The sequence below is a fragment of the Amycolatopsis sp. NPDC051128 genome, from assembly GCF_040682715.1.
Taxonomy (GTDB): domain Bacteria; phylum Actinomycetota; class Actinomycetes; order Mycobacteriales; family Pseudonocardiaceae; genus Amycolatopsis.
The window spans coordinates 54,095-76,623 of record NZ_JBFBBN010000032.1; the positions used below are offsets into that span (position 1 = coordinate 54,095).

The following is a 22,529-nucleotide window of genomic DNA, read 5'->3' on the forward strand; positions in this document are numbered from 1 at the left end:
CTCACGTGACTGAGGCCGGAACTCACGTGACTGAGGCCGGAACTCACGTGACTGAGGCCGGAACTCACGTGACTGAGGCCGGAACTCACGTGACTGAGGCCGGAACTCACGTGACTGGGGGCGGAACTCGCGTGACTGGGTGGGCATCTTGCGTGATTGGGTGGGCATCGGGGGTGTGGGGTCAGGCATGGCGGACTCCCAGCACCGGCTGGCCACCCGCGCCGTCGCGGAAGTCGGCTGACCACGGCCAGCGGCCCCGCTCGTCCGCGTGGACCAGTTGCAGCGCGCGGATTTCCGGGCCGTACAACGCGACCGCGAAGATCAGGTGCGCCGACGGCTCCGCGAGCGGGACGACCTCGATCAGCGGGCCGCCCCGCAGCGGGATGCGTTCTCCCGGCTCCGGTGGCGCGGCGTGCAGGGAGTGTTCGGCCATGCCGTTGAGCAGGTCCGAGGCCGCCCACAGGGGCAGGCCGGTCGCGACCAGCTCGGGCAGGCCGAACCCGCTGAGCCCGATCGTGTAGGCCCACGGCGGGTACAGACCGGACTCCTCCACTCCCTGCACGATCCAGCCCCGGTCGGCCACCTCTTCCCGCAGCAGCGTCAGGTAGTCGGCCTGCGGGCGGCCCGGGTTGTCGCACTGCCAGCACATCGGTTTCTCCTCCCCCTCGGTGGACTCGCGACCACCGTGCCGGAGGGCACCGACAAAAACTCAGCCCAGCGCTTCGGCCACCGCCGTGCCGAGCCGTTCTGTGGTATCCGTGCCGCCGAGGTCCGGGGTGCGCACCCTGCCCTCGTCGAGCACCCGGTCCACCGCGGCCCGGATCGCTTGCGCGGCAACGGTTTCGCCCAGGTGTTCGACCAGCATCGCGGCCGCCAGGATCTGCGCGACGGGGTTGGCGATGCCTTGCCCGGCAATGTCCGGAGCGCTCCCGTGGACCGCTTCGAACATCGACGGGAATTCACCCGATGGGTTGATGTTGCCGGACGGCGCCATGCCGAGCCCGCCGGTGATCGCGGCCGCGAGGTCGCTCAGGATGTCGCCGAAGAGGTTCGACGCCACCACGACGTCGAGCCGGTCCGGCGCCTGCACCATCCGCGCGGCCAGCGCGTCCACGTGCATCTGTTCACTGTGGACATCGGGGTACTCCGCACCGACCTCGGCGAAGATCTCGTCCCAGAACGGCATCGAGTGGATGAGCCCGTTCGACTTCGTCGCCGAGCAGACGCGCGAAGACCGCGTCCGCGCCAGTTCGAAGGCGTACCGGATGATCCGCGAAACGCCGACACGCGTGAACACCGACTCCTGCAGCACGAACTCGTCCGGCCGCCCGGCGTTGTGGCGGCCGCCGATCGCGGAGTACTCCCCCTCGGAGTTCTCCCGGACGATGACCAGCTCCAGCTCCTCGGCCTTCCGCCCGGCCAGCACGGACGTCGTGCCCGGCAGCAGCCGCACCGGGCGCAGGTTGACGTACTGCGAGAACGCGCGCCGCAGCGGGATCAGCAGGCCCCACAGGGAAACGTGGTCCGGGACGCCGGGGAAGCCGACCGCGCCGAGCAGGATCCCGTCGAACGCCGAGAGCCGCGCGACGCCGTCCTCCGGCATCATCGAGCCGAGCTGGGCGTACCGCTCGCAGCTCCAGTCGAACTCCGTCCACTCCAGCGAGAAGCCGAATTTCGAAGACGCCCGGTCGAGGACCTTGCGGGCCTCGACCGTGACGTCGACGCCGATCCCGTCGCCGGGGATGCTCGCCAGGCGGTAGGCCGTCACAGTGCCACCGCGATGTACTTGGTCTCGAGGAACTCGTCGATGCCGACCGAGCCGCCCTCGCGGCCGAGGCCGGACTGCTTGATCCCGCCGAACGGCGCCGCCGGGTTCGACACGATGCCCTGGTTGAGGCCGATCATGCCGGCTTCGAGGGCCTCGGAGACGCGCAGCGCCCGCTTGAGGTCGCTGGTGAAGACGTAGGAAACCAGGCCGAACTCGGTGTCGTTGGCCTTGGCGATCGCCTCTTCCTCGGTGTCGAACGTCGTGATCGGGGCGACCGGCCCGAAGATCTCCTCGTGCGTCAGCCGCGCCTCCTGCGGGACGTCGGTGAGCACGGTGGCCTGGTAGAAGTGGCCCGGCCCGTCGACGCCGGAGCCGCCGGTGAGCACCCGCGCGCCACGGTCGGTGGCGTCCTTGACCAGCTCCGTGACCTTGTTCACGGCGTTGTCGTCGATCAGCGGGCCGACCACGACGTCCTTCTCGGTGCCGCGACCCATCGGCAGCGCCTCCATGCGCTCGGTCAGCCGCCGGGAGAACTCCTCGACGACGCCACGCTGCACGTAGAAGCGGTTGGCCGCGGTGCACGCTTCGCCGATGTTGCGCATCTTCGCCTGCATCGCGCCGTCGATCGCCGCGTCCATGTCGGCGTCGTCGAAGACCAGGAACGGCGCGTTCCCGCCCAGCTCCATCGAGGTGCGGAGGACCTTGTCGGCGCACTGCTCCAGCAGCTTCCGGCCGACGCCGGTGGAGCCGGTGAAGGAGAGCTTGCGGGCCCGGCCGTCGCGGATCAGCGGCTCCATCACGCCGCCGGAGTCGGTGGTGGTGACGACGTTGAGCACGCCGGCGGGCAGCCCCGCCTCCGCGAGGATGCCGGCCAGCGCGAGCATCGACAGCGGCGTCTGCGCGGCGGGCTTGATCACCGACGTGCAGCCGGCGGCGATCGCCGGGCCGATCTTGCGGGTGCCCATGGCCATCGGGAAGTTCCACGGCGTGATCAGCAGCGTCGGTCCCACCGGCTGCTTCGTGATGAGGAACCGGCCGGAGCCGTTCGGGGCGGTCGCGTAGCCGCCGTCGATACGGACGGCCTCCTCGGCGAACCAGCGGAAGAACTCGGCGGCGTAGGCGATCTCGCCCTTCGACTCCGCGAGCGGCTTGCCCATTTCCAGCGTCATGAGCAGCGCCAGCTCGTCCTGGCGCGCCATCAGCAGCTCGTACGCCCTACGCAGGATCTCGCCGCGTTCGCGGGGCGCCATCTTCGCGAAGTCCGCCTGGGCGGCGACGGCGGCGTCCAGCGCGGCGAGCCCGTCCGCCGGGGAGGCGTCGGCGACCTGGCACAGCTCCTTGCCGGTGGCCGGGTCCACCACCGGGAACGTCTTCCCGGCCCCGGCGGCGACCCACTTGCCGCCGATGAACAGTTCCTTGCCGACCGCGTCGACGACGCCGGTTTCGGTGCTCGCGCTCATCCCGACTACTCCTCACGTGTTGTCCCCAGGGCCATGCTATGGATATTGTCAACAATCGACAACCCGCTCAGACCGATCGAGGAGCACGCTGTGGCCCAGCTCTCTCCGCTGCTCAAGCAGGCAACGCCCGTCGTGGTCGACCACGGCGAAGGGGTTTACCTCTACGACGTCGAGGGCAAACGCCACCTCGACTTCACCGCCGGGATCGGCGTCACGAGCACCGGGCACTGCCACCCGCACGTCGTGCGGGCCGCGCAGGAGCAGATCGGCAAGCTCGTCCACGGGCAGTACACGACCGTCATGCACAAGCCGCTCCTCGAGCTGACCGAGCGGCTGGGCGAAGTCCTGCCGAGCGGGCTCGACTCGCTCTTCTACGCGAACTCGGGCAGCGAAGCCGTCGAAGCGGCGTTGCGGCTCTCGCGGCAGGCGACAAAACGCCCGAACGTCATCGTCTTCCAGGGCGGCTTCCACGGCCGGACCGTCGCGGCCGCGACCATGACGACGTCCGGGACGCGGTTCAGCGCCGGCATCGGCCCGCTGATGGCCGGCGTGCACGTCGCGCCGTTCCCCTACGCCTACCACTACGGCTGGGACGAGCAGACCGCGACGAAGTTCGCGCTGCGCGAACTGGACTACCTGTTCCAGACCGTCTGCGCCCCGAACGAGACGGCCGCGTTCTTCGTCGAGCCCGTGCTGGGCGAAGGCGGGTACGTCCCGGCGAACACCGAGTTCCTGGCCGGGCTGCGCGAGCGCGCCGACCGGCACGGCATCCTCCTCGTCGTCGACGAGATCCAGACCGGCTTCGGCCGCACCGGCCGGTTCTGGGGTCACGACCACTTCGACGTCTCGCCGGACATCGTGCTCATCGCGAAGGGCCTGGCGAGCGGCTTCCCGCTGTCCGGTATCGCCGCTTCCGAGGCATTGATGGCGAAGGCGTTCCCGGGTTCGCAGGGCGGCACGTACGGCGGCAACGCCGTCTCGTGCGCGGCGGCGATCGCGACGCTCGAGGTCATCCAGCGGGAGAACCTGGTGGAGAACGCCGCCGAGCGCGGGCGGCAGCTGCTCGAAGGCGCGCGGGTGATCGCGGACAAGACGCCGTCGATCGGCGAGGTGCGCGGGCTCGGGCTGCTGGTCGGCTCGGAGTTCACCACCGCCGACGGCGAGCCGGACATGGCCACGGCGCAGGCCGCGCAGCAGGCGGCCACGAAGAGCGGTTTGCTGCTGCTCACCTGCGGGCCGTACATGAACGTGGTCCGCATGGTGCCGCCGCTGGTCGTCACCGCCGAGCAGGTCGACGACGCGCTGCGTATCTGGGGAGACGTCGTCGCGTCGGTCACGGGGAGCTGAGCATGGCCCGGTACATCACGATCACCCTCGACAAGCGCGGCGTCTCCTGCCGCGCCCGGCTGCTGGACGACGAAGCGCCGCGGACGTGCCGCGCGGTCTGGGACGCGTTGCCGCAGAGCGGATCCGCCTACCACGCCAAGTACGCGCGCAACGAGGTCTACACACTCGTGCCGCCGTTCGCGGAGCCCAAGCCGGGGCGGGAGAACCCGACGGTCACGCCGATTCCCGGCGACGTCGTGTACTTCGGGTTCGAAGCCTGGGAGATCGGCAACCCGGCGTACGGCTACGACGAAGACAGCGAGGCGCACAGCGACCAGGGCGCGACCGACCTCGCGATCTTCTACGGGCGCAACAACCTGCTGATCAACGGCGACGCCGGCTGGGTGCCCGGCAACGTGTTCGCCACGATCGAGGAAGGTCTCGCCGAGATGGCGGCGGCCGCGCAGGACCTGTGGCTGCGGGGTGTCGAGGGCGAGACGCTCTCGTTCGCGCGAGCCTGAGCCCTTTCGGTCAACGGACGCCGGGTGCGGCTGCCGCACCCGGCGTCCCGTTTCAGGCGGCTTCGCCGAGCTGGGCGAAATCGTCGTCGGAAAGCTGTGTTCCGGCGGCGGCGCAGTTCTCCTCGAGGTGCGCGATGGACGACGTTCCGGGGATGGGGATCATCACCGGCGAACGGCGCAGCAGCCAGGCGAGGGACACCTGAGCGGGTGTCGCCCCGATGCCGGCCGCGACCTTCGCGAGCACCCCACCCGCCGTCGCGTGGTCACCCCGCGCGATGGGCAGCCACGGGACGAACGCGATCCCCTCGCGCTCGCAGTACTCGAGCACGTCTTCGGACGCCCGGTCGGTCAGGTTGTAGCGGTTCTGCACGCTCGCGATCGGCGCGATGGCCCGCGCTTCGGCCAGCTGCGCGACGCTGACCTCGGACAACCCGATCCGGGCGACCTTGCCCTCGTCCCGGAGCCGGGCGAGCGCGCCGACCTGGTCGGCGAGCGGGACCTGCGGGTCGAGCCGGTGCAGCTGCAGCAGGTCGAGCCGGTCGACGCGCAGCCGTCGCAACGAGAGTTCCGCCTGCTGCCGAAGGTATTCGGGCCGGCCGAGCGGCACCCACTCCCCCCGGCTCGGGCGGGCGTGCCCGCACTTCGTCGCGATGAGCAGCCCCGGGTACGGGTGGAGCGCGTCGGCGAGCAGTTCCTCGTTGAGTCCCAGGTCGTAGGCGTCGGCGGTGTCGAAGAAGGTCACGCCGAGCTCGACGGCGCGGCGCGCGACCGTCTTGGCGCCGTCCTTCACGTGGTCCCACCCGGTGAGCCGCATGGCGCCGAATCCGAGGCGGCGCACGGAAAGGCCGCCTTCGAAGGTGTACGTCGATGTCATGCCGGAAGCTTCGCCGCCGGTGGCGTCACCCACCAGAGATTTAGCCTGAGCTAAATCTTCGCAGCGCCGGTGCCTCTGCCGATGTAGCGGCTGATCTCGATGTCGAACTCGGCCATCGCCTTTGCGGACCTGGTGCCCTTCGCGCCGATCTCCTGCTCAGCGCCATCGTTGCGGCGGAGGAGCCAGGGGTATTTGGCGTTCGGGGTCGGTATGAGGAGCCAGACCGAGTCGTTCTGACTCAGGCGGAATGAGCCGTCGCCGAGGGGATTCCAGCGCTTCTTCGGTATGCGGTGCTCGAGTTTGGCGCATGTGCAGGTCATGCCGAGAACGGCATGGAGATGGGTTCGCGGATCGCGAGCTTTAGGCTGGGTCCTACATAAATTCGTCGCGGGTCGAGAGCAGAAAGGCCCGCGCACGGTCACCGGTCAGCGCATACTGGTAGTACAGCTCGAAAAGCTCGATGTGATACTTGATATCTTTGTAGTCACGCATGACCATTCGTCCCGAGAAGAGTTCGATGATCACCATTCGCTCATCGAGTACGAGAAAATTGTTCAACGGCGCATCAGGAACATAGGAACTCAGCGGGACGACTGCGATCTCGATGTTCGGACGCTCCGAAAGCTCGGCCATATGGGCGCACTGTCGAGCCATGACCGACCGCTCGGCACAGCGCCACCGCACTGCCTGTTCGGTAAGAATGAAAGTGAAGTGGCGGTTCGGATCATCGAGTACCCGCTGACGTTCGAGTCGCGCATCAACCATCTTCTCAACATCACGAGCGGGTTCGCTCGGAAGAGCAGGGGTCACCACCGCACGGACGTAGTCAGGAATCTGTATCAGCCCGTTGGGCATGCTCAGCAAGAACGATCGCACTGCCGCGCTCGCCTCGGTCAATGCCTTCAGTTCGAACTGGGCGCGCCACAGACCTTTCTCTGCCAGAGCCCGGATGGAGACATGTTCGACATTGGCCCGCCGCGCCAGGGCGATGATCTTCTCGGCAGTTTCGCGCGGGACTTCCAAGGCCACCAGGATCCGCTCGACATCCGCCACGCTCGCCAGAAGCTTGCCGCGCTCGATCCGGCTGATCTTGGACTGTGACATCGCGCAGCGAACGGCCAGCCTCTCGCCTGAGAGGCCGGCCGCCTTGCGGAGCCGTCGGAGGACAGCTCCGACGTCATTGCCCGTCGGATGGGTGCTGAAGTCGGTATTCGCTCCAGGGGATTGCTTCGGAGAGTGCCAGGTCACGCCACTTACGATACTGGTCGAGGTGCGCCGAGTCGGCCAGTTCATGACCGCGAACAGTGCCGTCTTCGTTGAAGTTCAGCAGCGCGACCGTCTCGTCGTCGAAGATCCAAAAATCCTGCTCAGGCAGGTCGACCGTACGATCGGTGACATCGAGGATCCGATAGTCCTCCCCTGCCACGACATTCCCAGGCACACCCCAGCTGAGCAGGTACCGGCTGTAGTCGGTCAGCGGACGCCGGACAAACTTGGCACGCTGCATGGTTTTACCTGCGGCGACGTAGCGGCCAATCCTGGCGTGCCACGCGGCATTGAAGGACTCCGGCTTCGGATCACCGGCCAGGAATTTGCGAAGCGACTCGTCGAACTGCGGGACAGTGTAGACCTGTCGGGTCTCCAAGCGAAAAGCCGAACTCTGGTAGTCCTCGAAGAGAGCGGAGAACTCTTCATCGGTCAATGGCCGCATTCAGCAACCTTCGGACAGTTCCGGCAGCGCCTGGCGCAGCACGCCGAAAGGCAACTCCACAGCCTGCTCGCCCTCACCCAGGTCGAGCCCATCGGCGCTGCTCACAACCGGCCCCTGGAACACGAAGGTACCCCTGTCCGACACATAGGCAGCCGGACACTTGAGGTCCTCGCAGTCGGCGGTGATCTTTCTCAGCTTCATGCTCACAGCGTGACCGCTCTGGCCACGGAGAGCAAGCAGTCAGTCACGGTCCCGCACAATGTCGACCTTGCCACCGCCAGAACGTGAAAAACTTTCATAGCGACGTACCGGCGGTACGTACTACGCTGCGGTAACCACAGCAGCGGCGCGGAGGAGAACTGTCGATGGGCGACGTGACGGCACGATTGGCCGAGATCGTCGGGGACAAGAACCTGCTCACGGGCGAAGCGATCTCCGAGGACTACGCGCACGACGAAGCTCTGACGGCGGAGCCGCAGAAACCCGCTTACGTCGCGAAGCCGGCGACTGCCGAGGAAGTCGCGGAGCTGCTGAAAGCCGCGACAGAACACCACCTGCCCGTGACCGCGCGCGGGTCCGGGAGCGGGCTCTCCGGGGCCGCCCGGCCGCAGGCAGACGGCCTGCTCATCTCCTTCGAGCGCATGAACAGAGTCCTGGAAGTCGACACCGGGAACCACGTCGCCGTCGTCCAGCCCGGTGTCACGCTCGCCGAGCTCGATGTCAAGACCGCCGAAGCCGGGCTCGGGTACACCGTCTACCCCGGTGAACTGAGCGCCAGCGTCGGGGGGAACGTCGGCACCAACGCCGGCGGGATGCGGGCCGTGAAGTACGGCGTCACCCGCCACAACGTGCTCGGCCTGGAGGCCGTGCTGCCGACCGGCGAAATCATCCGGACCGGCGGCAAGACGTCCAAGGTCTCCACCGGCTACGACCTCACCCAGCTGATCATCGGCTCCGAGGGCACCCTCGCGCTGGCCACCGAAGTCACCGTCAAGCTGCACCCGCGGCTGGCCCACGGCGCCACGGTCCTCGCCCCCTTCGGCGACTTCGGCCAGGTGATGGCCGCCGTGCCGGAAATCCTCTCCAGCGGGCTCGGGCCGCACATCCTCGAGTACATCGACAACCTGACGATGGCCGCGATCGTCTACAACGAGAAGCTCGAGCTCGGCGTCCCGGACAAGATCCGCGAGACCAGCGAGGCCTACCTCGTGGTGGCGCTGGAAAACCGCGAGAGCGGACGCCTCGAAGAAGACGTCGAGACCGTCGGCGTCCTGCTCGGCGAACTCGGCGCGACCGACGTCTACGTCCTCGAAGGCAACGCCGCCCGCAAGCTCATCGAAGCCCGCGAGAAGGCCTTCTGGACGGCGAAGGCGGCCGGCGCCGACGACGTGATCGACGTCGTCGTGCCGCGCACCGCGATGCCGCGGTTCATCTCGAAGGCGCGGGAGCTCGCGATGGCCGCGGGCGGTGGCGCGCTCGGCTGCGGGCACGCCGGCGACGGCAACGTCCACCTCGCGATCTTCTGCAAGGACGCCGTCAAGCGGAAGCAGCTGCTCACCGAGATCTTCGCCAACGCCATGGAACTCGGCGGCGCGATCTCCGGCGAGCACGGCCTCGGCCGCACCAAGGCGGGCTACCACCAGGAACTCGAAGACCCGGCGAAGATCGAGCTGATGCGCCGGATCAAGCAGAGCTTCGACCCCGCCGGGATCCTCAACCCCGGCGTTCTCTTCCCTGAAGGAATCGAATGAGCGAGTTGAACGGCGCCCAGTCCCTGATCCGCACGCTGGTCGACGCCGGTGTCGAGGTGTGCTTCGCCAACCCCGGCACGTCGGAGATGCACTTCGTCGCCGCGCTCGACACCGTGCCCGAGATGCGCGGTGTGCTCGCGTTGTTCGAGGGTGTCGTCACCGGCGCGGCCGACGGCTACGCGCGGATCGCCGGCAAGCCCGCCGCGACGCTGCTGCACCTCGGCCCCGGCCTCGGCAACGGTCTGGCGAACCTGCACAACGCGCGTCGCGCGCACACGCCGATCGTCAACGTCGTCGGCGACCACGCGACCTACCACAAGCAGTACGACGCGCCACTGGAGTCGGACATCGAGGCCCTCGCGGGCTCGCTGGAAGGCTGGGTGCGCCGCTCCGAGCACACCAAGGACGTCGGGGCGGACGCCGCCGCCGCGGTCGCCGCCGCGCAGGACGCGCCCGGCCGCGTCGCCACGCTGATCCTGCCCGCCGACGCCTCGTGGGGCGAGGGCGGCGAGACGTGCGCGCCGATCCCGCCGCGGGTGCCGCAGGCCGTGGCCGCGACGACCATCGAGGACGTCGCCGCGGTGTTCGGCACCGGGGAACCGGTGGCGCTGCTCATCGGCGGGGGCGCCTGCCGCGAAGAAGGCCTGCGCGCGGCCGGCCGGATCGCCGCCGCGACCGGCGCGAAGGTGTTCGTGGAGACCTTCCCGGCCCGGCTGGAGCGCGGCGCCGGGCTGCCGAACATCGAGCGGCTCGGCTACCTCGCCGAGCAGGTCGCCTACCAGCTCGACGGCGTCAAGCACCTCATCGTCGCGGGCACGAAGGCGCCGGTGTCGTTCTTCGCCTACCCGGGCAAGCCGAGCGACCTGGTGCCCGAAGGCGCCCGGGTGCACGTGCTCGCGTCCGTCGGCCAGGACGTCACGCGCGCGCTGGACGAGGTCGCCGGCCTGGTCGCCGCGGACGCCGAACCCGTGCTGCAGCAGGCGTCCCGGCCCGCGCTGCCCAGCGGGCCGCTGACCCCGCAGAACTGGGTCGACGTCATCGGGGCGCTGCTGCCGGAGAACGCGATCATCGCCGACGAGGCCAACACGTCCGGCCTGCTGCTGCCGACGGCGACGGCCGGCGCGCCGCGCCACGACGTGCTGACGCTGACCGGCGGCGCGATCGGCTACGGCATCCCGGTGGCGACCGGGGCGGCCATCGCCGCGCCGGACCGGCCGGTGCTGAACCTGCAGTCCGACGGCAGCGCGCTGTACACGATCTCGGCGCTGTGGACGCAGGCGCGGGAGAACCTGAACGTCACGACGGTGCTGCTCAACAACCGCGCGTACGCGATCCTGCGGCTGGAGCTGCAGCGCGTCGGGGCGGCCGCGGGCGGCCCGAAGGCGAACGACCTGCTCGACCTGTCGCGGCCGGACATGGACTTCGTGAAGATCGCGGAGGGCATGGGCGTCCCCGCGACCCGCGCGACCACCGCCGAAGAGCTCGCCGAGCAGCTGCAGCGGGCCTTCGCCGAGCCCGGTCCGCACCTCATCGACGCCGTGGTGCCGCCGCTGCTCTGAACCGGGCTATTCTCGCCGACAAACCGGACCCGGGGAGCGGCGATGAGCGAAGACGAACACGCGAGGCGGGGCATCGACCTCGAAAGACCGAACGCCGCGCGCGTGTACGACTACATGATCGGCGGCAAGCTCAACTACGCCGTCGACCGGATGTTCGCCGACCAGATCCTGGGTGTGCTGCCGAACGCGCGGCACATGGCGCTGGTCAACCGGGCGTGGCTGCGGCGCGCGGTGCGGTTCGGCGCGGAACAGGGCATCCGGCAGTTCCTCGACATCGGGTCGGGGATGCCGACGGTCGGCCACGTGCACGAGGTCGTCCAGGCGATCGACCCGACGTCGACGGTGGTGTACGTCGACAACGAGCCGATCGCCGTCGCGCACAGCGAGATCGTCTTGGAGGGCAACGACAATGCGGCGATGGTGCAAGCCAACGCCGAATATGCCGACGACGTGCTGGACCACCCGACCACCGAGGCACTGCTCGACTTCAGCGAGCCGGTGATGGTGATCATGGCCGCGTTCGTGCACTTCATCCCGGACTCCCGCGACCCGGCCGGCCTGATCGGCCGCTACCGCGATGTGCTCGCGCCGGGCAGCTACCTCGCGCTGTCGTCAGGGACGTGGGACGGCCAGGGCGAGGAGACGCAGCGGTCGGTCTCGCTGTACGAAAAGAGCGGCACGCCGCTGACGCTGCGCTCTCCCGACGAGCTGCGCGCGCTGGTGAAGGGCTTCGAGATCCTGCCGCCGGGTGTCGTGTTCACGCCGGAGTGGCGCCCGGACGAGCCTCTCGAGGACCCGCCGGAGCGATCGGGCGGGCTGGCGTTGGTGGCCCGGAAGGACTGACGGGCGACACCTGATCGGGGCAAGCGACGGCCGCTGCCCGAAAAGCGCCGCTATCCTCGCGTCACACCTGACCCCCGGGGGAGCGGCAGTGAGCGAGGACGGGCACGCGAAACGCGGGATCGACTTCGACAAGCCGAACGCGGCGCGCGTCTACGACTACCTGATCGGCGGCAAGCTCAACTACGCGATCGACCGGATGTTCGCCGAGAAGATCCTCGAAGTGCGGCCGGAGGCCAGGGAGCTGGCCCTGCTGAACCGGCGGTGGCTGCGCCGGGCCGTCCGGTTCGGGGCCGAGCAGGGGATCCGGCAGTTCCTGGACATCGGCTCGGGCATGCCGACCGTGGGGCACGTGCACGAGGTCGTCCAGGCGATCGACCCCGAGTCGCGGGTGGTCTACGTCGACAACGAGCCGGTCGCCGTCGCGCACAGCGAGATCGTGCTGCAGGACAACGAAAACGCCGCGATGGTGCAGGCCGACGCCGAGTACCCGGACGACGTCCTCGAGCACGAGACCACGCTCGAGCTGCTGGACTTCGGCCGGCCCGTGATGCTGATCATGGCCGCATTCGTGCACTTCATCCCGGACGAGCGCGACCCCGCCGGGCTGGTCGCCGCCTATCGCGACGCGCTCGTGCCGGGCAGCTACCTGGCGCTGTCGTCGGGCACGTTCGAAGGGCAGGGCGAGGAGGTGCGCCGCGCGGCCGAGCTCTACCAGAAGAGCGGCACCGACGTGTTCGCGCGGTCCCGCGAAGAGCTGCGCGCCCTGGTGGCGGGCTTCGAGCTCGTCGACCCGGGCATCGTGTTCACCCCGGAATGGCGGCCGGACGACCCAGACGAGGTCGGCGCGCACCCCGAACAGGCCAGCCAGCTGGCGTTGGTGGGGCGGAAAGCCTGAGGCGCTGTGTGTCCGGCTATTCTCGCCGTCACATCTGAACACGGGGAGAGCGGCGGATGAGCGAAGACGAGTACGCGAGGCGGGGCATCGACCTCGACAAGCCCAACGCCGCGCGGGTCTACGACTACATCCTCGGCGGCGAGCTCAACTACGCCGTCGACCGCATGTTCGCCGAACAGGTGCTCACCGCGCAGCCCAACGCGCGGGAGCGCGCGCGGCTCAACCGGCAGTGGCTGCGCCGCGCCATCCGGTTCGGGATGGACCAGGGCATCCGGCAGTTCCTCGACATCGGCTCGGGCATGCCGACCGTGGGGCACGTGCACGAGGTGGCCCACGCCATCGACCCGACCGCGCGGGTGGTCTACGTCGACAACGAGCCGGTCGCCGTGGCGCACAGCGAGATCGTGCTGGAGGACAACGAGAACGCGGTGATGGTGTACGCCGACGCCGAGTTCCCGGACGACGTCCTCGACCACGACGCCACCGAAATGATGCTCGACCTGGACCAGCCGGTGATGGTCGTGATGGCGCTGTTCGTGCACTTCATCCCGGACGAGCGCGAGCCGGCCCGGCTGGTCGCCGCCTACCGCGACGCGCTCGCGCCCGGCAGCTACCTGGCGATGTCGTCGGCGACGTACGAGCAGCAGAGCGAGGGCACCGCGCGGGCGGTCGCGATGTACCAGAAGAGCGCCAACCCCGTCACGCCGCGCTCGGCCGACGAGCTGCGGGCGCTGGTCGACGGCTTCGAGATCGTCGATCCCGGCATCGTCTTCATCCCGGAGTGGCGCCCGGACTCGCCGGAGGACGTGCCGGCCAACCCGGCGGAGAGCGGTGGGCTCGCCCTGGTGGCGCGCAAAAACTAGGCGGTCACCAGTTCCGGCGTCGTCCGCGTCTTCGGGACGAGCGCCGCCAGCAGCACGCCCGCCAGCGCGGCGAAAGCGGCCACCGCGAAGGTCGCGCGGAAGCCGGACAGCGACGGCACCGGCCGCCCGCCGACGCTGATCGTCAGCTGGGCCAGCATCGCCGCCATCACCGCGCTGGAGATCGCCGTGCCGACCGAGCGCATCAGGGAGTTCAGGCCGTTCGCGGACGCGGTTTCGGTGACCGGCACCGAGCCCATGATGAGCGCGGGCATCGCCGCGTAGGCGATGCCGACGCCGGCACCGATGATGACCGACGCGGTGATGAGCTCGAGCGCGTTGTCCATCAGCACGATCGCGAACGCGTAGCCGGTGGCGATCACCAGCGCGCCGCTCATCAGCGTCGGGCGGGGGCCGAACCGGGTGATGAGCCGCGCCGAAACCGGCGAGAGCAGCATCATGACCAGCCCGTTCGGGGCCAGGGTCAGCCCGGACTCGACCATCGTCTGGCCCACCCCGTAGCCCGTCGACGCCGGAGCCTGCAGCAGCTGCGGGAACGACAACGCCATGGCGTACAAGGCGAAGCCGACCATGATCGACGCCAGGTTCGTGAACAGCACCGGGCGGCGGGCCGACACCCGGAGGTCGACGAGCGGGTCGCGGCGGCGCAGCTGGTAGGCACCCCAGCCGAGCAGGATGACGACCGCCGCCGCGGCCAGCCCGAGCGTCGGCGCGCTGGTCCAGCCCCACGTGGCGCCCTTGACGACCGGCAGCAGCAGGCAGAGCAGCCCCGCGGCCAGGCCGAGCGCGCCGAAGTAGTCGAACGGCGCGGGCGTGCGCACCGGCGACTCCGGCACCACGGTGAGGATCAGCAGCGCGCAGGCGAGCCCGAGCCCGGCGGCGGTCCAGAACAGCACGTGCCAGTCGGTGTTTTCGGCGACGACGGCGGCGAGCGGCAGCCCGATCGCGCCGCCCACCCCGAGCGTCGCGCTCATCAGCGAGATCGCGCCGCCGACGCGTTCGGGCGGGAGCTCGTCGCGCATGATGCTGATGCCGAGCGGGATCACGCCCATCGCACAGCCCTGCAGGCCGCGGCCGAGGATCTGGAACGCGAGCGCGCTCGTCGTCGCGGACACGACCGAACCGGCGACGAGCAGCGCGAGGCTGACGAGGATCATCCGCCGCTTGCCGTAGAGGTCGCCGAGCCGCCCGCTGACCGGCGTGATCACCGACGCGGCGAGCAGGGTCACGGTGACCACCCAGGACGCGTCCGCCGCCGAGGCGTTGAGCAGCCGCGGGAACACCGGGATCAGCGGCACGACCAGCGTCTGCATGAACGCCGCGACCAGCCCGCACGAGGCGAGGACCACGACGATCGCCCGGCCGGACCGTCCGGAAGACACAGCAAACCCCCAGCGGGTAGTTAGTACGCATCATGCAACTTCATGCACTGTACCCACGGGGTGACGGGTTTCCGGACGACTGGCGGTTTCGTCACAGCCAGGTGCGGACGCCTCCGTGGCCGGAGCAGGTGCCCGACCGGTGCTGGCTGTAGCTGTAGCTCCCGTCCTTGCAGAGGGCCGTCGCGCCGGACGGGTTGTCACTGGGCCGGTGGATGCAGTTGCCGTCGGAGTTCCGGTAGTAGTCCGCGCCGCACTCGGCCGGTTTCGGCGCCGCCTGGGTGGTGGTCCGCGGCACCTTGGGCTTCGGCGCGGTCGTCTTCACCGCCGCCGGAGCCGTGGTGACCACCGGCGCTTCGGACGTCACCGGTGCCGGAACGGACGCCTCGGTCGGCGCCGGCGTGGAATAAGCAGGCGTCGAATACGTCGAAGAAGTGGCCGGGAGAACGCCGAGGTTTCCCGATTGCTTCGGCGGCAGCGAACCGGCCCCACATCCGGTGACCAGGACGCCTGCGAGCAGTACCGCACCGAACTTCATCCGCACAATGACTCCTTAGCATGACAAATTAATGCCGCGGATGTCGTCGGGAAACCGTCGGTCGTTACGCCGGTGATGATTTCGGGAAACAATCGGTTGCGGTCCGGCAACGGGCGTAACGGTTTCGCTGTCGGCGGATCGGGCAGCGAAACCCACCGCGTCTCCCTACCCTCGCGACCATGGAGCTCGTCGAGATCACCCCGCGCCTGCACCTCGTCCGGTACGCGTTCGGCCAGGCCTACCTCTGGCAGGACGACGACGGCCTGACGATGGTCGACGCCGGGATCGCCGGGTCGGCGGCCGACACCGCCGCCGCGATCCGGGCCGCCGGGCGGGCACCCGGGGAGCTGCGCCGGGTCGTTCTCACCCACTCCCACGCCGACCACGCCGGCGCCGCCGCCGAGCTGCGGGCCTGGGGTGGGGTCGAGGTCCTCGCGCACCGGGCCGACGCTCCGGTGATCCGCGGCGACCGGCCCGCCGCGGAGCCCGTGCTGCTCGACTGGGAACGGCCGCTGTTCGAGCAGAACAGCCCCCAGGCCGGCGGGCTCACCGGCCCGCCGTGCGCCGTCGACCACGAACTGCGGGACGGCGACGAGATCGCCTTCGGCGGCGGTGCGCGGGTGCTCGAAGTGCCCGGGCACACCGACGGCAGCATCGCCGTCCACCTCCCCCACCACGGCGTGCTGTTCACCGGCGACTCGATCGCCCAGCTGGACGGCAAGGCCATCCCCGGCGTCTTCAACACCGACCGGGAGAAGCTCCTCGAGTCCTTCAGCCGGCTCGCCGCGCTCGACGTCGAGATCGCCTGCTTCGGCCACACCGACCCCTTCACCCGCGACGCCGGGAAGAAGCTGCGCGAAGCGGCCTAAGCTCGGCGCATGCGGCGCTACGTACCCGAACTCGCAGTCACCGTCGCGGTGCTCGCCGGCTCGCTGTTCGCCGTGCTGGGCGACCGGCCCGAGCCCGCGCGCCACGCCGCCATCGGCTGGGTGCTCACCGTCCTCTGCTGCGGCGCCCTCTTCTTCCGGCGCCGGTACCCGCTGAGCGTCGCCGCGTTCACGCTCGTCTGCTGCGCGCTCTACTACCCGCTGACCGACCCCGACGGCCTCGTCCTGCTCGCCTTCGCCTACGCGCTCTACAACGCCGCCGCGGCCGGGCGGATCCGCGGGGCCGCCCTGCTCGTCGTCGCGGCGATGGCCGGTGTCACGGCGGGCGAGATCAGCTCGCGGACCGGGCGGCACGTCGACAACTTCGCGTTCTTCCTGATGACCGGCTGGTTCGTGGCCCTGGTCGCCGGCGGTGCCGTCGCGCACTACCGCGCCGAGGCCGAGCGCACCAAGGAGGCCGAGGCCCGGGCGCGCGCCACCGACGAACGCCTGCGCATCGCCCGCGAGCTGCACGACGTCCTCGGCCACCACCTCGCGCTGATCAACGTCCAGGCCGGCGCCGCGCTGCACCGCCGTGACCCGGGCCAGGCCGAGGAAGCACTCGGGGCGATCAAGGACGCCAGCAAGACCGCACTCCAGGAGTTGCGCGCAACGCTCGGCATGCTGCGCCAAGCCGACCAACCGAGCCTGGCACGGGTCGCGGACCTGGCCGAGTCGGTCGGCGCGTCCGGGCTGACCGTGCGCACCGAGATCGACGGCGTCGTCAGGGAACTGCCGCCGGACGTCGAGCACGCGGCGTTCCGCGTGGTGCAGGAAGCGCTGACGAACGTCGCGAAGCACGCCGCCGCGAAAACCGTCGTCGTCCGGCTCGGCTACGGCGCCGACGAGCTGACCGTGGCTGTCGACGACGACGGCCGGGGCGGCGACGCCCCGCCGGGCAACGGGATCCGCGGCATGGCCGAACGCACGCGGGCCCTCGGCGGCGAGCTGACCGCGTCGCCGCTCGAGAACGGCGGCTTCCGGGTGCGCGCCCGGCTGCCGGTGCGATGATGGGCCGATGATCCGGGTACTGCTCGTCGACGACCAGCGGCTGGTCCGCGCCGGCTTCCGGTCCATTTTGGACGGCGAGGAGGACATCGCCGTCGTGGCCGAGGCCGCCGACGGGCGCGAGGCGCTGCAGGCCGCGCACGACCACCACCCCGACGTCGTGCTGATGGACATCCGGATGCCGGTGCTCGACGGCCTCGCCGCCACCCGGCACCTCCTGGCGGACCCGGGAGTGCGCGCCAAGGTCGTCATCCTCACGACGTTCGACCTCGACGAGGACGTCTACGGCGCGCTGCGCGCGGGCGCGAGCGGGTTCCTGGTCAAGGACACCGAGCCCGAAGAGCTGATCCACGCCGTGCGCGTGGTCGCCCGGGGTGACGCGCTGCTGGCGCCGTCGATCACCCGGCGGCTGATCGCGGAGTTCGCCGCGCGGGTCACCCGGCCGGCGCCGCCCCCGGCGCTCGACCGGCTCACCGACCGCGAACGCGAAGTGCTGTCCCTGGTCGCGGCCGGGTTGTCGAACGACGAGATCGCCCGGGAGCTCACGCTCAGCCCGGCGACGGCGAAGACGCACGTCAGCCGCATCATGACCAAGACCGGCACGCACGACCGGGCCCAGCTCGTCGTGCTCGCCTACGAGTCCGGCGCGGTGACGCCCCGCTGGCTCACCCCCTGAGCCCTACTCCCGCGGGTGTACGGGAAGGGCCTTAGGGGACACCGCCGGGAGCACGTCAAGTGTCCTCCGCTGCGCGACGCGGAGTAGGGCCGTCTTCGCGAATCCTTGTCCACCATGGACACCATCACCCGCCCCGCCGGGGGACGACTGGCACGCTTGGCCGGCTGGGCGCAGCACCACCGGTGGCTCGCCGTCGCGCTCTGGGCGCTGCTCCTCATCGGCGTCACGTTCACCTCCCGGCTCGCCGGCGACGCGTTCCACGACGACAACTCGTTGCCCGGCACCGAATCCCAGCAGGTCCTCGACCTGCTGGAGAACACCGCGCAGTCCGGCGCGAGCGCGCAGATCGTGCTCAAGGCCGGCACCGGGCTGGCCGCGAACCGCGCTCCGATCGAAACCATGCTGACCGAAGTGCGGTCCCTCCCGCACGTGCGGTCGGTGACCGAGCCGTTCGAGACGCTCTCGCGCGACGGCCGGATCGGCTACGCCACCGTCACCTTCGACGCCGTTTCGACCGATCTCCCGTACGACGACATCGTGATGTTCGCCGACACCGCGAAGCGAGCCGGGCCCGTTCAGGTGGCGCTCGCCGGCGACCCGATCGAGCGGATCTCCGAAAGCGGCGGGCCCGCGGAAGGCGTCGGGCTGCTCGCCGCGCTGGTCATCCTCGTGTTCCTGTTCCGCTCGCTGCTCGCGGCCGGCCTGCCGGTGATCACCGCGGTGTTCGCGGTCGGCAGCACGCTGGGCGTGATCACGGTCGTCTCCCACTACGTCGACATCGCGAGCTACACCTCGCCGCTGATGATGCTGGTCGGGTTCGGCGTCGGCGTCGACTACGCGCTGCTGATCTTTTCCCGCTACCGCACCGAGATCCTCGCCGGCCTCGACCGGGACGCGGCCGCCCGGCGGGCGCTCGACACCGCGGGCCGCTCCGTGCTGTTCGCCGGGACGACCGTGATCATCGCGCTGCTCGGCCTGCTCGCGCTCGGGCTCGGCGGGCTGCGCGGGGTCGCCGTGGCCGTCGCGCTCACCGTCCTGATGACGATGCTCGCGTCGGTGACGCTCCTGCCCGCCCTGCTGTCGCTGTTCGGCAAGCGGCTCGAACGCGGAATCCGCAGGCACGCCGCGAAACGCGACCACGGCAGGGCGTGGCGCCGGCTCGCCGACGGCGTCCAGCGGCGTCCGCTCGCCCCGCTCGCCATCGGCCTGATCGTCCTCATCGGACTGTCCATTCCGGCCGCCGGGATGCGGCTCGGGTTCGCCGACGCGAGCACCGACCCGGCCGGGTCGACCACGCGGCAGGCGTACGACCTCCTGGCCGAGGGCTTCGGGCCGGGCTTCAGCGGCCCGCTCGCCGTGGTGAGCGTGGACGGTGACGCCGTCGCGCTGCACCAGCGGCTCGCCTCGACGCCGGGGATCGCGCGTGCGCTGGCGCCGATGGGCCGGACCGTGCTCGCGTTCCCGACGACGTCACCTCAGGACGAAGCGACCGCCGAGCTGGTGACGCGGCTGCGGACCGAGGTGCTGCCGACGCTGCCGGGCCACTACCTCGTCGGCGGTTCGGTCGCGGCCGCGACGGACTTCGCCGGCGCCGTCGCCGACCGGCTGCCGCTGTTCGTGCTGGTCGTCGTCGGGCTGTCGGCGTTGCTGCTGATGGTGGTGTTCCGGTCGATCCTCATCCCGCTGAAGGCGGCACTGCTGAACCTGCTGAGCATCGGCGCCTCGCTCGGCGTCATGACGCTGGTCTTCGGCGACGGCTGGTTCGGCGCGCAGCCCGGCCCGATCGAGGCGTTCGTGCCGGTGATGATCTTCGCCATCGTGTTCGGGCTGTCGATGGACTACGAGGTGTTCCTGGTGTCGCGGATGCACGAGGAGTGGCGACGCACCGGCGACGCGCGACTGGCGGTGCGCGAAGGACTCGCCTCGACGGGCGCCGTGATCACCGCGGCCGGCGCGATCATGGTGCTGGTGTTCGGCGCGTTCCTGCTCGACCCGTCGCGGATGCTGGCGCAGTTCGGCCTCGGCCTGGCGGTCGCCGTCCTGCTGGACGCGCTGGTGATCCGCTGCCTGATCGTGCCCGCGATCATGCGGTTGCTGGGCGCCCGGGCGTGGTGGCTGCCTCGTTGGCTGGATCGCCGTCTGCCGCACGTGGCGCTGGAGCCCACCTCGTAAAGCCGTGAATGGCACATTGAGGGACTTGAAGTCCCTCAATGTGCCATTCACGGCTTGGGGGCTATTCGTAGATTTCGCCCTTGGCGGCCTTATCCACCAGGGACTGCGGCGGCTCGAAGTGGTCGCCGTACCGGGCGGCCAGCTCGCGGGCCCGGTCGACGAAGCCCTGCAGGCCACCCTCGTACTGGTTGATGTACTGGATGACGCCACCGGTCCACGCCGGGAAGCCGATGCCGAAGATGGAGCCGATGTTGGCGTCGGCGACCGACGTCAGCACGCCTTCGTCGAAGCACTTGACCGTCTCGAGCGCCTCGGCGAAGAGCATCCGCTCCTTGAGGTCCTCGAACGGCACCTCGGCCGTGCCGGACTTGAACGCGTCGCGCAGGCCCGGCCACAACCCGGTGCGCTTGCCGTCCTCGCCGTACTCGTAGAAGCCGGCGCCGGTCGAGCGGCCCTTGCGGTCGAACTCCTCGACCATCCGGTCGATCACGGCCTCGGACGCGTGCGACTTCCACGTGCCACCCGCGGCCTCGACGGCCTCGCGGCTTTCCTTGCGGATCTTGCGCGGCAGGGTCAGCGTCAGCTCGTCCATCAGCTGCAGCGGCGGCGCCGGGTAGCCCGCCTGCGCGCCGGCCTGCTCGATCGAGGCCGGCTCGACGCCCTCGCCCAGCGTGGCGACGGCCTCGTTGATGAACGTGCCGATCACCCGCGAAGTGAAGAAGCCGCGGCTGTCGTTGACGACGATCGGGGTCTTCTTGATCTGCAGCGTGTAGTCGAAGACCTTGGCCAGCGTGGCCGGCGACGTCTTCTCGCCGCAGATGATCTCGACCAGCGGCATCTTGTCCACCGGCGAGAAGAAGTGGATCCCGATGAAGTCCTCGGTCCGCTGAACACCCTCGGCGAGCGTGGTGATCGGCAGGGTCGAGGTGTTGGAGCCCAGCACCGCGTCGGCGTTGACGATGTTCTCGATCTCGCCGAACACCTTGTGCTTCAGCTCGACGCTCTCGAACACGGCCTCGATGACGAAGTCGACGCCCGCGAAGTCGGCCGGGTCACCGGTCGGCTTGATCTTCGCCAGCAGCGCGTCCGACTTCTCCTGCGTGGTCTTGCCGCGCGAGAGGGCCTTCTCCTCGATCTTGACCGCGTAGCCCTTGCCCTTCTCGGCCGCCTCGAGCGAGACGTCCTTGAGCACGACGTCGATGCCGGCCTTCGCCGAGACGTACGCGATCGCGGCGCCCATCATCCCGGCGCCGAGCACGCCGACCTTCTTGGCCGTGTACTTCTCGAAGCCGTCGGGCCGCGAGCCACCGGAGTTGATGGTCTGCAGGTCGAAGAAGAACGCCTTCGTCATGTTCTTCGAGACCTGGCCGGTGGCGAGGTGGATGAAGTAACGCGTCTCGATCTGGATCGCGGTGTCGAAATCGACCTGCGCGCCCTCGATCGCGGCGGCCAGGATCGCCCGCGGCGCCGGCATGTTCGCGCCCTTGATCTGCTTGCGCAGGTTCGCCGGGAACGCCGGGAGGTTGGCCGCGAAGCTCGGGTTCGACGGCGTGCCGCCGGGGATCTTGTAGCCCTTGACGTCCCACGGCTGGACGCCGCCCTCGGGGTTGGCCTTGATCCACGCCTTCGCGGCGGGGACGAGCTCTTCGACGGCGCCGACGAGTTCGTGCACGAGGCCGAGTTCGAGCGCCTTGGCCGGGCGGTGCCGCTGGCCCTGGAGCAGGACGTTCAGCAGCGCGCTCTGGATGCCCAGCAGCCGGACGGTGCGGACCACGCCACCGCCGCCGGGCAGCAGGCCCAGCGTCACCTCGGGCAGGCCGATCTGGCTGCCCTTGACGTCGGCGGCGATGCGGTGGTGCGTCGCCAGCGCGATCTCCAGGCCACCGCCGAGCGCGGCGCCGTTGATCGCCGCGACGACCGGCTTGCCGAGCTGCTCGATGCGGCGCATCTGGCCCTTCATCAGGCCGCTGCCCTCGGTCAGCTCGGCCGCGTGCTCGGGCTTCGCCTGAATGAGGTCGTTCAGGTCGCCGCCGGCGAAGAACGTCTTCTTGGCGGACGTGATGACGACGCCGGTGATGGAGTCCTTCTCGGCCTCCAGCCGGTCGACGGTGACGCCGAGGGACTCGCGGAAGTCGGCGTTCATGGTGTTCGCCGACTGCTTCGGGTCGTCCAGGGTGAGGGTGACGATGCCGTCGTCATCCTGTTCCCAGCGGATGGTCTTGCTCTCAGCCATTTCTGTCC

22 protein-coding genes are annotated in these 22,529 nt (G+C 69.9%); 11 read left to right on the forward strand and 11 right to left on the reverse strand.

What is annotated here, in order from left to right; genetic code table 11:
- Window positions 1-181: 181 nt before the first annotated feature.
- Genes AB0M82_RS28590 through AB0M82_RS28600 form a run of 3 tightly spaced genes read right to left on the reverse strand, consistent with a single transcriptional unit; the run spans window position 182 to window position 3,228 of the window.
- Window positions 182-649, reverse strand: a complete 468-nt coding sequence (locus tag AB0M82_RS28590; RefSeq protein WP_364728056.1) for a DUF4262 domain-containing protein — start codon at window positions 647-649, stop codon at window positions 182-184.
- Between the two features lie 60 nt (window positions 650-709).
- Complete coding sequence (locus AB0M82_RS28595; protein ID WP_364728058.1) at window positions 710-1,768, reverse strand: tartrate dehydrogenase; 1,059 nt, start codon at window positions 1,766-1,768, stop codon at window positions 710-712.
- The gene (locus tag AB0M82_RS28600) at window positions 1,765-3,228 is read right to left on the reverse strand and encodes an NAD-dependent succinate-semialdehyde dehydrogenase (protein ID WP_364728060.1); all 1,464 of its coding nucleotides are present in this window, start codon (window positions 3,226-3,228) and stop codon (window positions 1,765-1,767) included. The genes AB0M82_RS28595 and AB0M82_RS28600 overlap by 4 nt, the downstream gene beginning before the upstream one ends.
- 90 nt (window positions 3,229-3,318) lie before the next feature.
- Between AB0M82_RS28600 and AB0M82_RS28605 the strand changes: the two genes are divergently transcribed.
- Window positions 3,319-4,575, forward strand: coding sequence for an aminotransferase class III-fold pyridoxal phosphate-dependent enzyme (locus AB0M82_RS28605; RefSeq protein ID WP_364728063.1), 1,257 nt, complete (start codon window positions 3,319-3,321; stop codon window positions 4,573-4,575).
- A 2-nt stretch (window positions 4,576-4,577) separates the two neighbouring features.
- Window positions 4,578-5,075: a DUF3830 family protein gene (locus AB0M82_RS28610; protein ID WP_364728065.1), complete on the forward strand. Its 498-nt coding sequence runs from the start codon at window positions 4,578-4,580 to the stop codon at window positions 5,073-5,075.
- A gap of 52 nt (window positions 5,076-5,127) precedes the next feature.
- Here the strand turns inward: AB0M82_RS28610 and AB0M82_RS28615 are convergent, their stop codons facing one another.
- Genes AB0M82_RS28615 through AB0M82_RS28635 form a run of 5 tightly spaced genes read right to left on the reverse strand, consistent with a single transcriptional unit; the run spans window position 5,128 to window position 7,861 of the window.
- Entirely contained in the window at window positions 5,128-5,949 is an 822-nt protein-coding gene (locus AB0M82_RS28615; RefSeq protein ID WP_364728068.1) for an aldo/keto reductase, read from the reverse strand.
- Between the two features lie 50 nt (window positions 5,950-5,999).
- Window positions 6,000-6,269, reverse strand: a complete 270-nt coding sequence (locus AB0M82_RS28620; RefSeq protein ID WP_364728071.1) for a hypothetical protein — start codon at window positions 6,267-6,269, stop codon at window positions 6,000-6,002.
- 52 nt (window positions 6,270-6,321) lie between these two features.
- The gene (locus tag AB0M82_RS28625) at window positions 6,322-7,197 is read right to left on the reverse strand and encodes a helix-turn-helix transcriptional regulator (RefSeq protein WP_364728074.1); all 876 of its coding nucleotides are present in this window, start codon (window positions 7,195-7,197) and stop codon (window positions 6,322-6,324) included.
- Window positions 7,127-7,660: a DUF6879 family protein gene (locus AB0M82_RS28630; RefSeq protein ID WP_364728077.1), complete on the reverse strand. Its 534-nt coding sequence runs from the start codon at window positions 7,658-7,660 to the stop codon at window positions 7,127-7,129. Before AB0M82_RS28630 ends, AB0M82_RS28625 begins: the two co-directional genes overlap by 71 nt.
- Window positions 7,661-7,861 (reverse strand): hypothetical protein, encoded by a 201-nt coding sequence (locus AB0M82_RS28635; RefSeq protein ID WP_364728080.1) that lies wholly within the window; start codon window positions 7,859-7,861, stop codon window positions 7,661-7,663.
- Window positions 7,862-8,025: 164 nt separating this feature from the next.
- Between AB0M82_RS28635 and AB0M82_RS28640 the strand changes: the two genes are divergently transcribed.
- The 5 genes from AB0M82_RS28640 (at window position 8,026) to AB0M82_RS28660 (ending at window position 13,571) form a co-directional block, all read left to right on the forward strand.
- The gene (locus tag AB0M82_RS28640) at window positions 8,026-9,411 is read left to right on the forward strand and encodes an FAD-binding oxidoreductase (protein WP_364728081.1); all 1,386 of its coding nucleotides are present in this window, start codon (window positions 8,026-8,028) and stop codon (window positions 9,409-9,411) included.
- Window positions 9,408-10,970, forward strand: coding sequence for an acetolactate synthase large subunit (locus AB0M82_RS28645; RefSeq protein WP_364728084.1), 1,563 nt, complete (start codon window positions 9,408-9,410; stop codon window positions 10,968-10,970). The genes AB0M82_RS28640 and AB0M82_RS28645 overlap by 4 nt, the downstream gene beginning before the upstream one ends.
- 42 nt (window positions 10,971-11,012) lie before the next feature.
- On the forward strand, window positions 11,013-11,813 hold the full coding sequence (locus tag AB0M82_RS28650) for an SAM-dependent methyltransferase (protein WP_364728087.1): 801 nt from the start codon (window positions 11,013-11,015) through the stop codon (window positions 11,811-11,813).
- A gap of 88 nt (window positions 11,814-11,901) precedes the next feature.
- A complete protein-coding gene (locus AB0M82_RS28655; RefSeq protein WP_364728089.1) occupies window positions 11,902-12,708 on the forward strand; it encodes an SAM-dependent methyltransferase in 807 nt (268 codons plus the stop codon).
- A gap of 56 nt (window positions 12,709-12,764) precedes the next feature.
- Window positions 12,765-13,571: an SAM-dependent methyltransferase gene (locus tag AB0M82_RS28660; RefSeq protein WP_364728092.1), complete on the forward strand. Its 807-nt coding sequence runs from the start codon at window positions 12,765-12,767 to the stop codon at window positions 13,569-13,571.
- Here the strand turns inward: AB0M82_RS28660 and AB0M82_RS28665 are convergent.
- Together AB0M82_RS28665 and AB0M82_RS28670 are read right to left on the reverse strand one after the other, a co-directional pair.
- The gene (locus AB0M82_RS28665) at window positions 13,568-14,971 is read right to left on the reverse strand and encodes an MFS transporter (protein ID WP_364728095.1); all 1,404 of its coding nucleotides are present in this window, start codon (window positions 14,969-14,971) and stop codon (window positions 13,568-13,570) included. The two genes, AB0M82_RS28660 and AB0M82_RS28665, sit on opposite strands and share 4 nt — an antisense overlap.
- A gap of 91 nt (window positions 14,972-15,062) precedes the next feature.
- Window positions 15,063-15,506, reverse strand: coding sequence for a DUF3761 domain-containing protein (locus AB0M82_RS28670; protein ID WP_364728096.1), 444 nt, complete (start codon window positions 15,504-15,506; stop codon window positions 15,063-15,065).
- Window positions 15,507-15,685: 179 nt separating this feature from the next.
- On the opposite strand from AB0M82_RS28670, the gene AB0M82_RS28675 reads away from it, so the two are divergent.
- The 4 genes from AB0M82_RS28675 to AB0M82_RS28690 all read left to right on the forward strand — a co-directional run bounded on the left by AB0M82_RS28675 (window position 15,686) and on the right by AB0M82_RS28690 (window position 20,288).
- Window positions 15,686-16,375: an MBL fold metallo-hydrolase gene (locus tag AB0M82_RS28675; protein WP_364728098.1), complete on the forward strand. Its 690-nt coding sequence runs from the start codon at window positions 15,686-15,688 to the stop codon at window positions 16,373-16,375.
- A 9-nt stretch (window positions 16,376-16,384) separates the two neighbouring features.
- Window positions 16,385-17,443, forward strand: coding sequence for a sensor histidine kinase (locus AB0M82_RS28680; RefSeq protein ID WP_364728100.1), 1,059 nt, complete (start codon window positions 16,385-16,387; stop codon window positions 17,441-17,443).
- A gap of 7 nt (window positions 17,444-17,450) precedes the next feature.
- Window positions 17,451-18,116: a response regulator transcription factor gene (locus AB0M82_RS28685; protein ID WP_364728102.1), complete on the forward strand. Its 666-nt coding sequence runs from the start codon at window positions 17,451-17,453 to the stop codon at window positions 18,114-18,116.
- Between the two features lie 114 nt (window positions 18,117-18,230).
- Window positions 18,231-20,288 (forward strand): MMPL family transporter, encoded by a 2,058-nt coding sequence (locus AB0M82_RS28690; protein WP_364728104.1) that lies wholly within the window; start codon window positions 18,231-18,233, stop codon window positions 20,286-20,288.
- Window positions 20,289-20,349: 61 nt separating this feature from the next.
- Here AB0M82_RS28690 and AB0M82_RS28695 read toward each other — a convergent pair whose 3' ends face one another.
- On the reverse strand, window positions 20,350-22,521 hold the full coding sequence (locus AB0M82_RS28695; protein WP_364728107.1) for a 3-hydroxyacyl-CoA dehydrogenase NAD-binding domain-containing protein: 2,172 nt from the start codon (window positions 22,519-22,521) through the stop codon (window positions 20,350-20,352).
- Window positions 22,522-22,529 lie beyond the last annotated feature (8 nt).

What these genes read in the sequence shown, in the direction of transcription:
- AB0M82_RS28645 (WP_364728084.1), top strand. Translation starts at nt 9,408, where the DNA reads ATGAGCGAGTTGAACGGCGCCCAGTCCCTGATCCGCACGCTGGTCGAC.
- AB0M82_RS28610 (WP_364728065.1), top strand. Translation starts at nt 4,578, where the DNA reads ATGGCCCGGTACATCACGATCACCCTCGACAAGCGCGGCGTCTCCTGC.
- AB0M82_RS28615 (WP_364728068.1), bottom strand. Translation starts at nt 5,949, where the DNA reads ATGACATCGACGTACACCTTCGAAGGCGGCCTTTCCGTGCGCCGCCTC.
- AB0M82_RS28630 (WP_364728077.1), bottom strand. Translation starts at nt 7,660, where the DNA reads ATGCGGCCATTGACCGATGAAGAGTTCTCCGCTCTCTTCGAGGACTAC.
- AB0M82_RS28675 (WP_364728098.1), top strand. Translation starts at nt 15,686, where the DNA reads ATGGAGCTCGTCGAGATCACCCCGCGCCTGCACCTCGTCCGGTACGCG.
- AB0M82_RS28685 (WP_364728102.1), top strand. Translation starts at nt 17,451, where the DNA reads ATGATCCGGGTACTGCTCGTCGACGACCAGCGGCTGGTCCGCGCCGGC.
- AB0M82_RS28690 (WP_364728104.1), top strand. Translation starts at nt 18,231, where the DNA reads ATGGACACCATCACCCGCCCCGCCGGGGGACGACTGGCACGCTTGGCC.
- AB0M82_RS28635 (WP_364728080.1), bottom strand. Translation starts at nt 7,861, where the DNA reads ATGAAGCTGAGAAAGATCACCGCCGACTGCGAGGACCTCAAGTGTCCG.
- AB0M82_RS28590 (WP_364728056.1), bottom strand. Translation starts at nt 649, where the DNA reads ATGTGCTGGCAGTGCGACAACCCGGGCCGCCCGCAGGCCGACTACCTG.
- AB0M82_RS28620 (WP_364728071.1), bottom strand. Translation starts at nt 6,269, where the DNA reads ATGACCTGCACATGCGCCAAACTCGAGCACCGCATACCGAAGAAGCGC.
- AB0M82_RS28650 (WP_364728087.1), top strand. Translation starts at nt 11,013, where the DNA reads ATGAGCGAAGACGAACACGCGAGGCGGGGCATCGACCTCGAAAGACCG.
- AB0M82_RS28600 (WP_364728060.1), bottom strand. Translation starts at nt 3,228, where the DNA reads ATGAGCGCGAGCACCGAAACCGGCGTCGTCGACGCGGTCGGCAAGGAA.
- AB0M82_RS28640 (WP_364728081.1), top strand. Translation starts at nt 8,026, where the DNA reads ATGGGCGACGTGACGGCACGATTGGCCGAGATCGTCGGGGACAAGAAC.
- AB0M82_RS28680 (WP_364728100.1), top strand. Translation starts at nt 16,385, where the DNA reads ATGCGGCGCTACGTACCCGAACTCGCAGTCACCGTCGCGGTGCTCGCC.
- AB0M82_RS28695 (WP_364728107.1), bottom strand. Translation starts at nt 22,521, where the DNA reads ATGGCTGAGAGCAAGACCATCCGCTGGGAACAGGATGACGACGGCATC.
- AB0M82_RS28670 (WP_364728096.1), bottom strand. Translation starts at nt 15,506, where the DNA reads ATGAAGTTCGGTGCGGTACTGCTCGCAGGCGTCCTGGTCACCGGATGT.
- AB0M82_RS28660 (WP_364728092.1), top strand. Translation starts at nt 12,765, where the DNA reads ATGAGCGAAGACGAGTACGCGAGGCGGGGCATCGACCTCGACAAGCCC.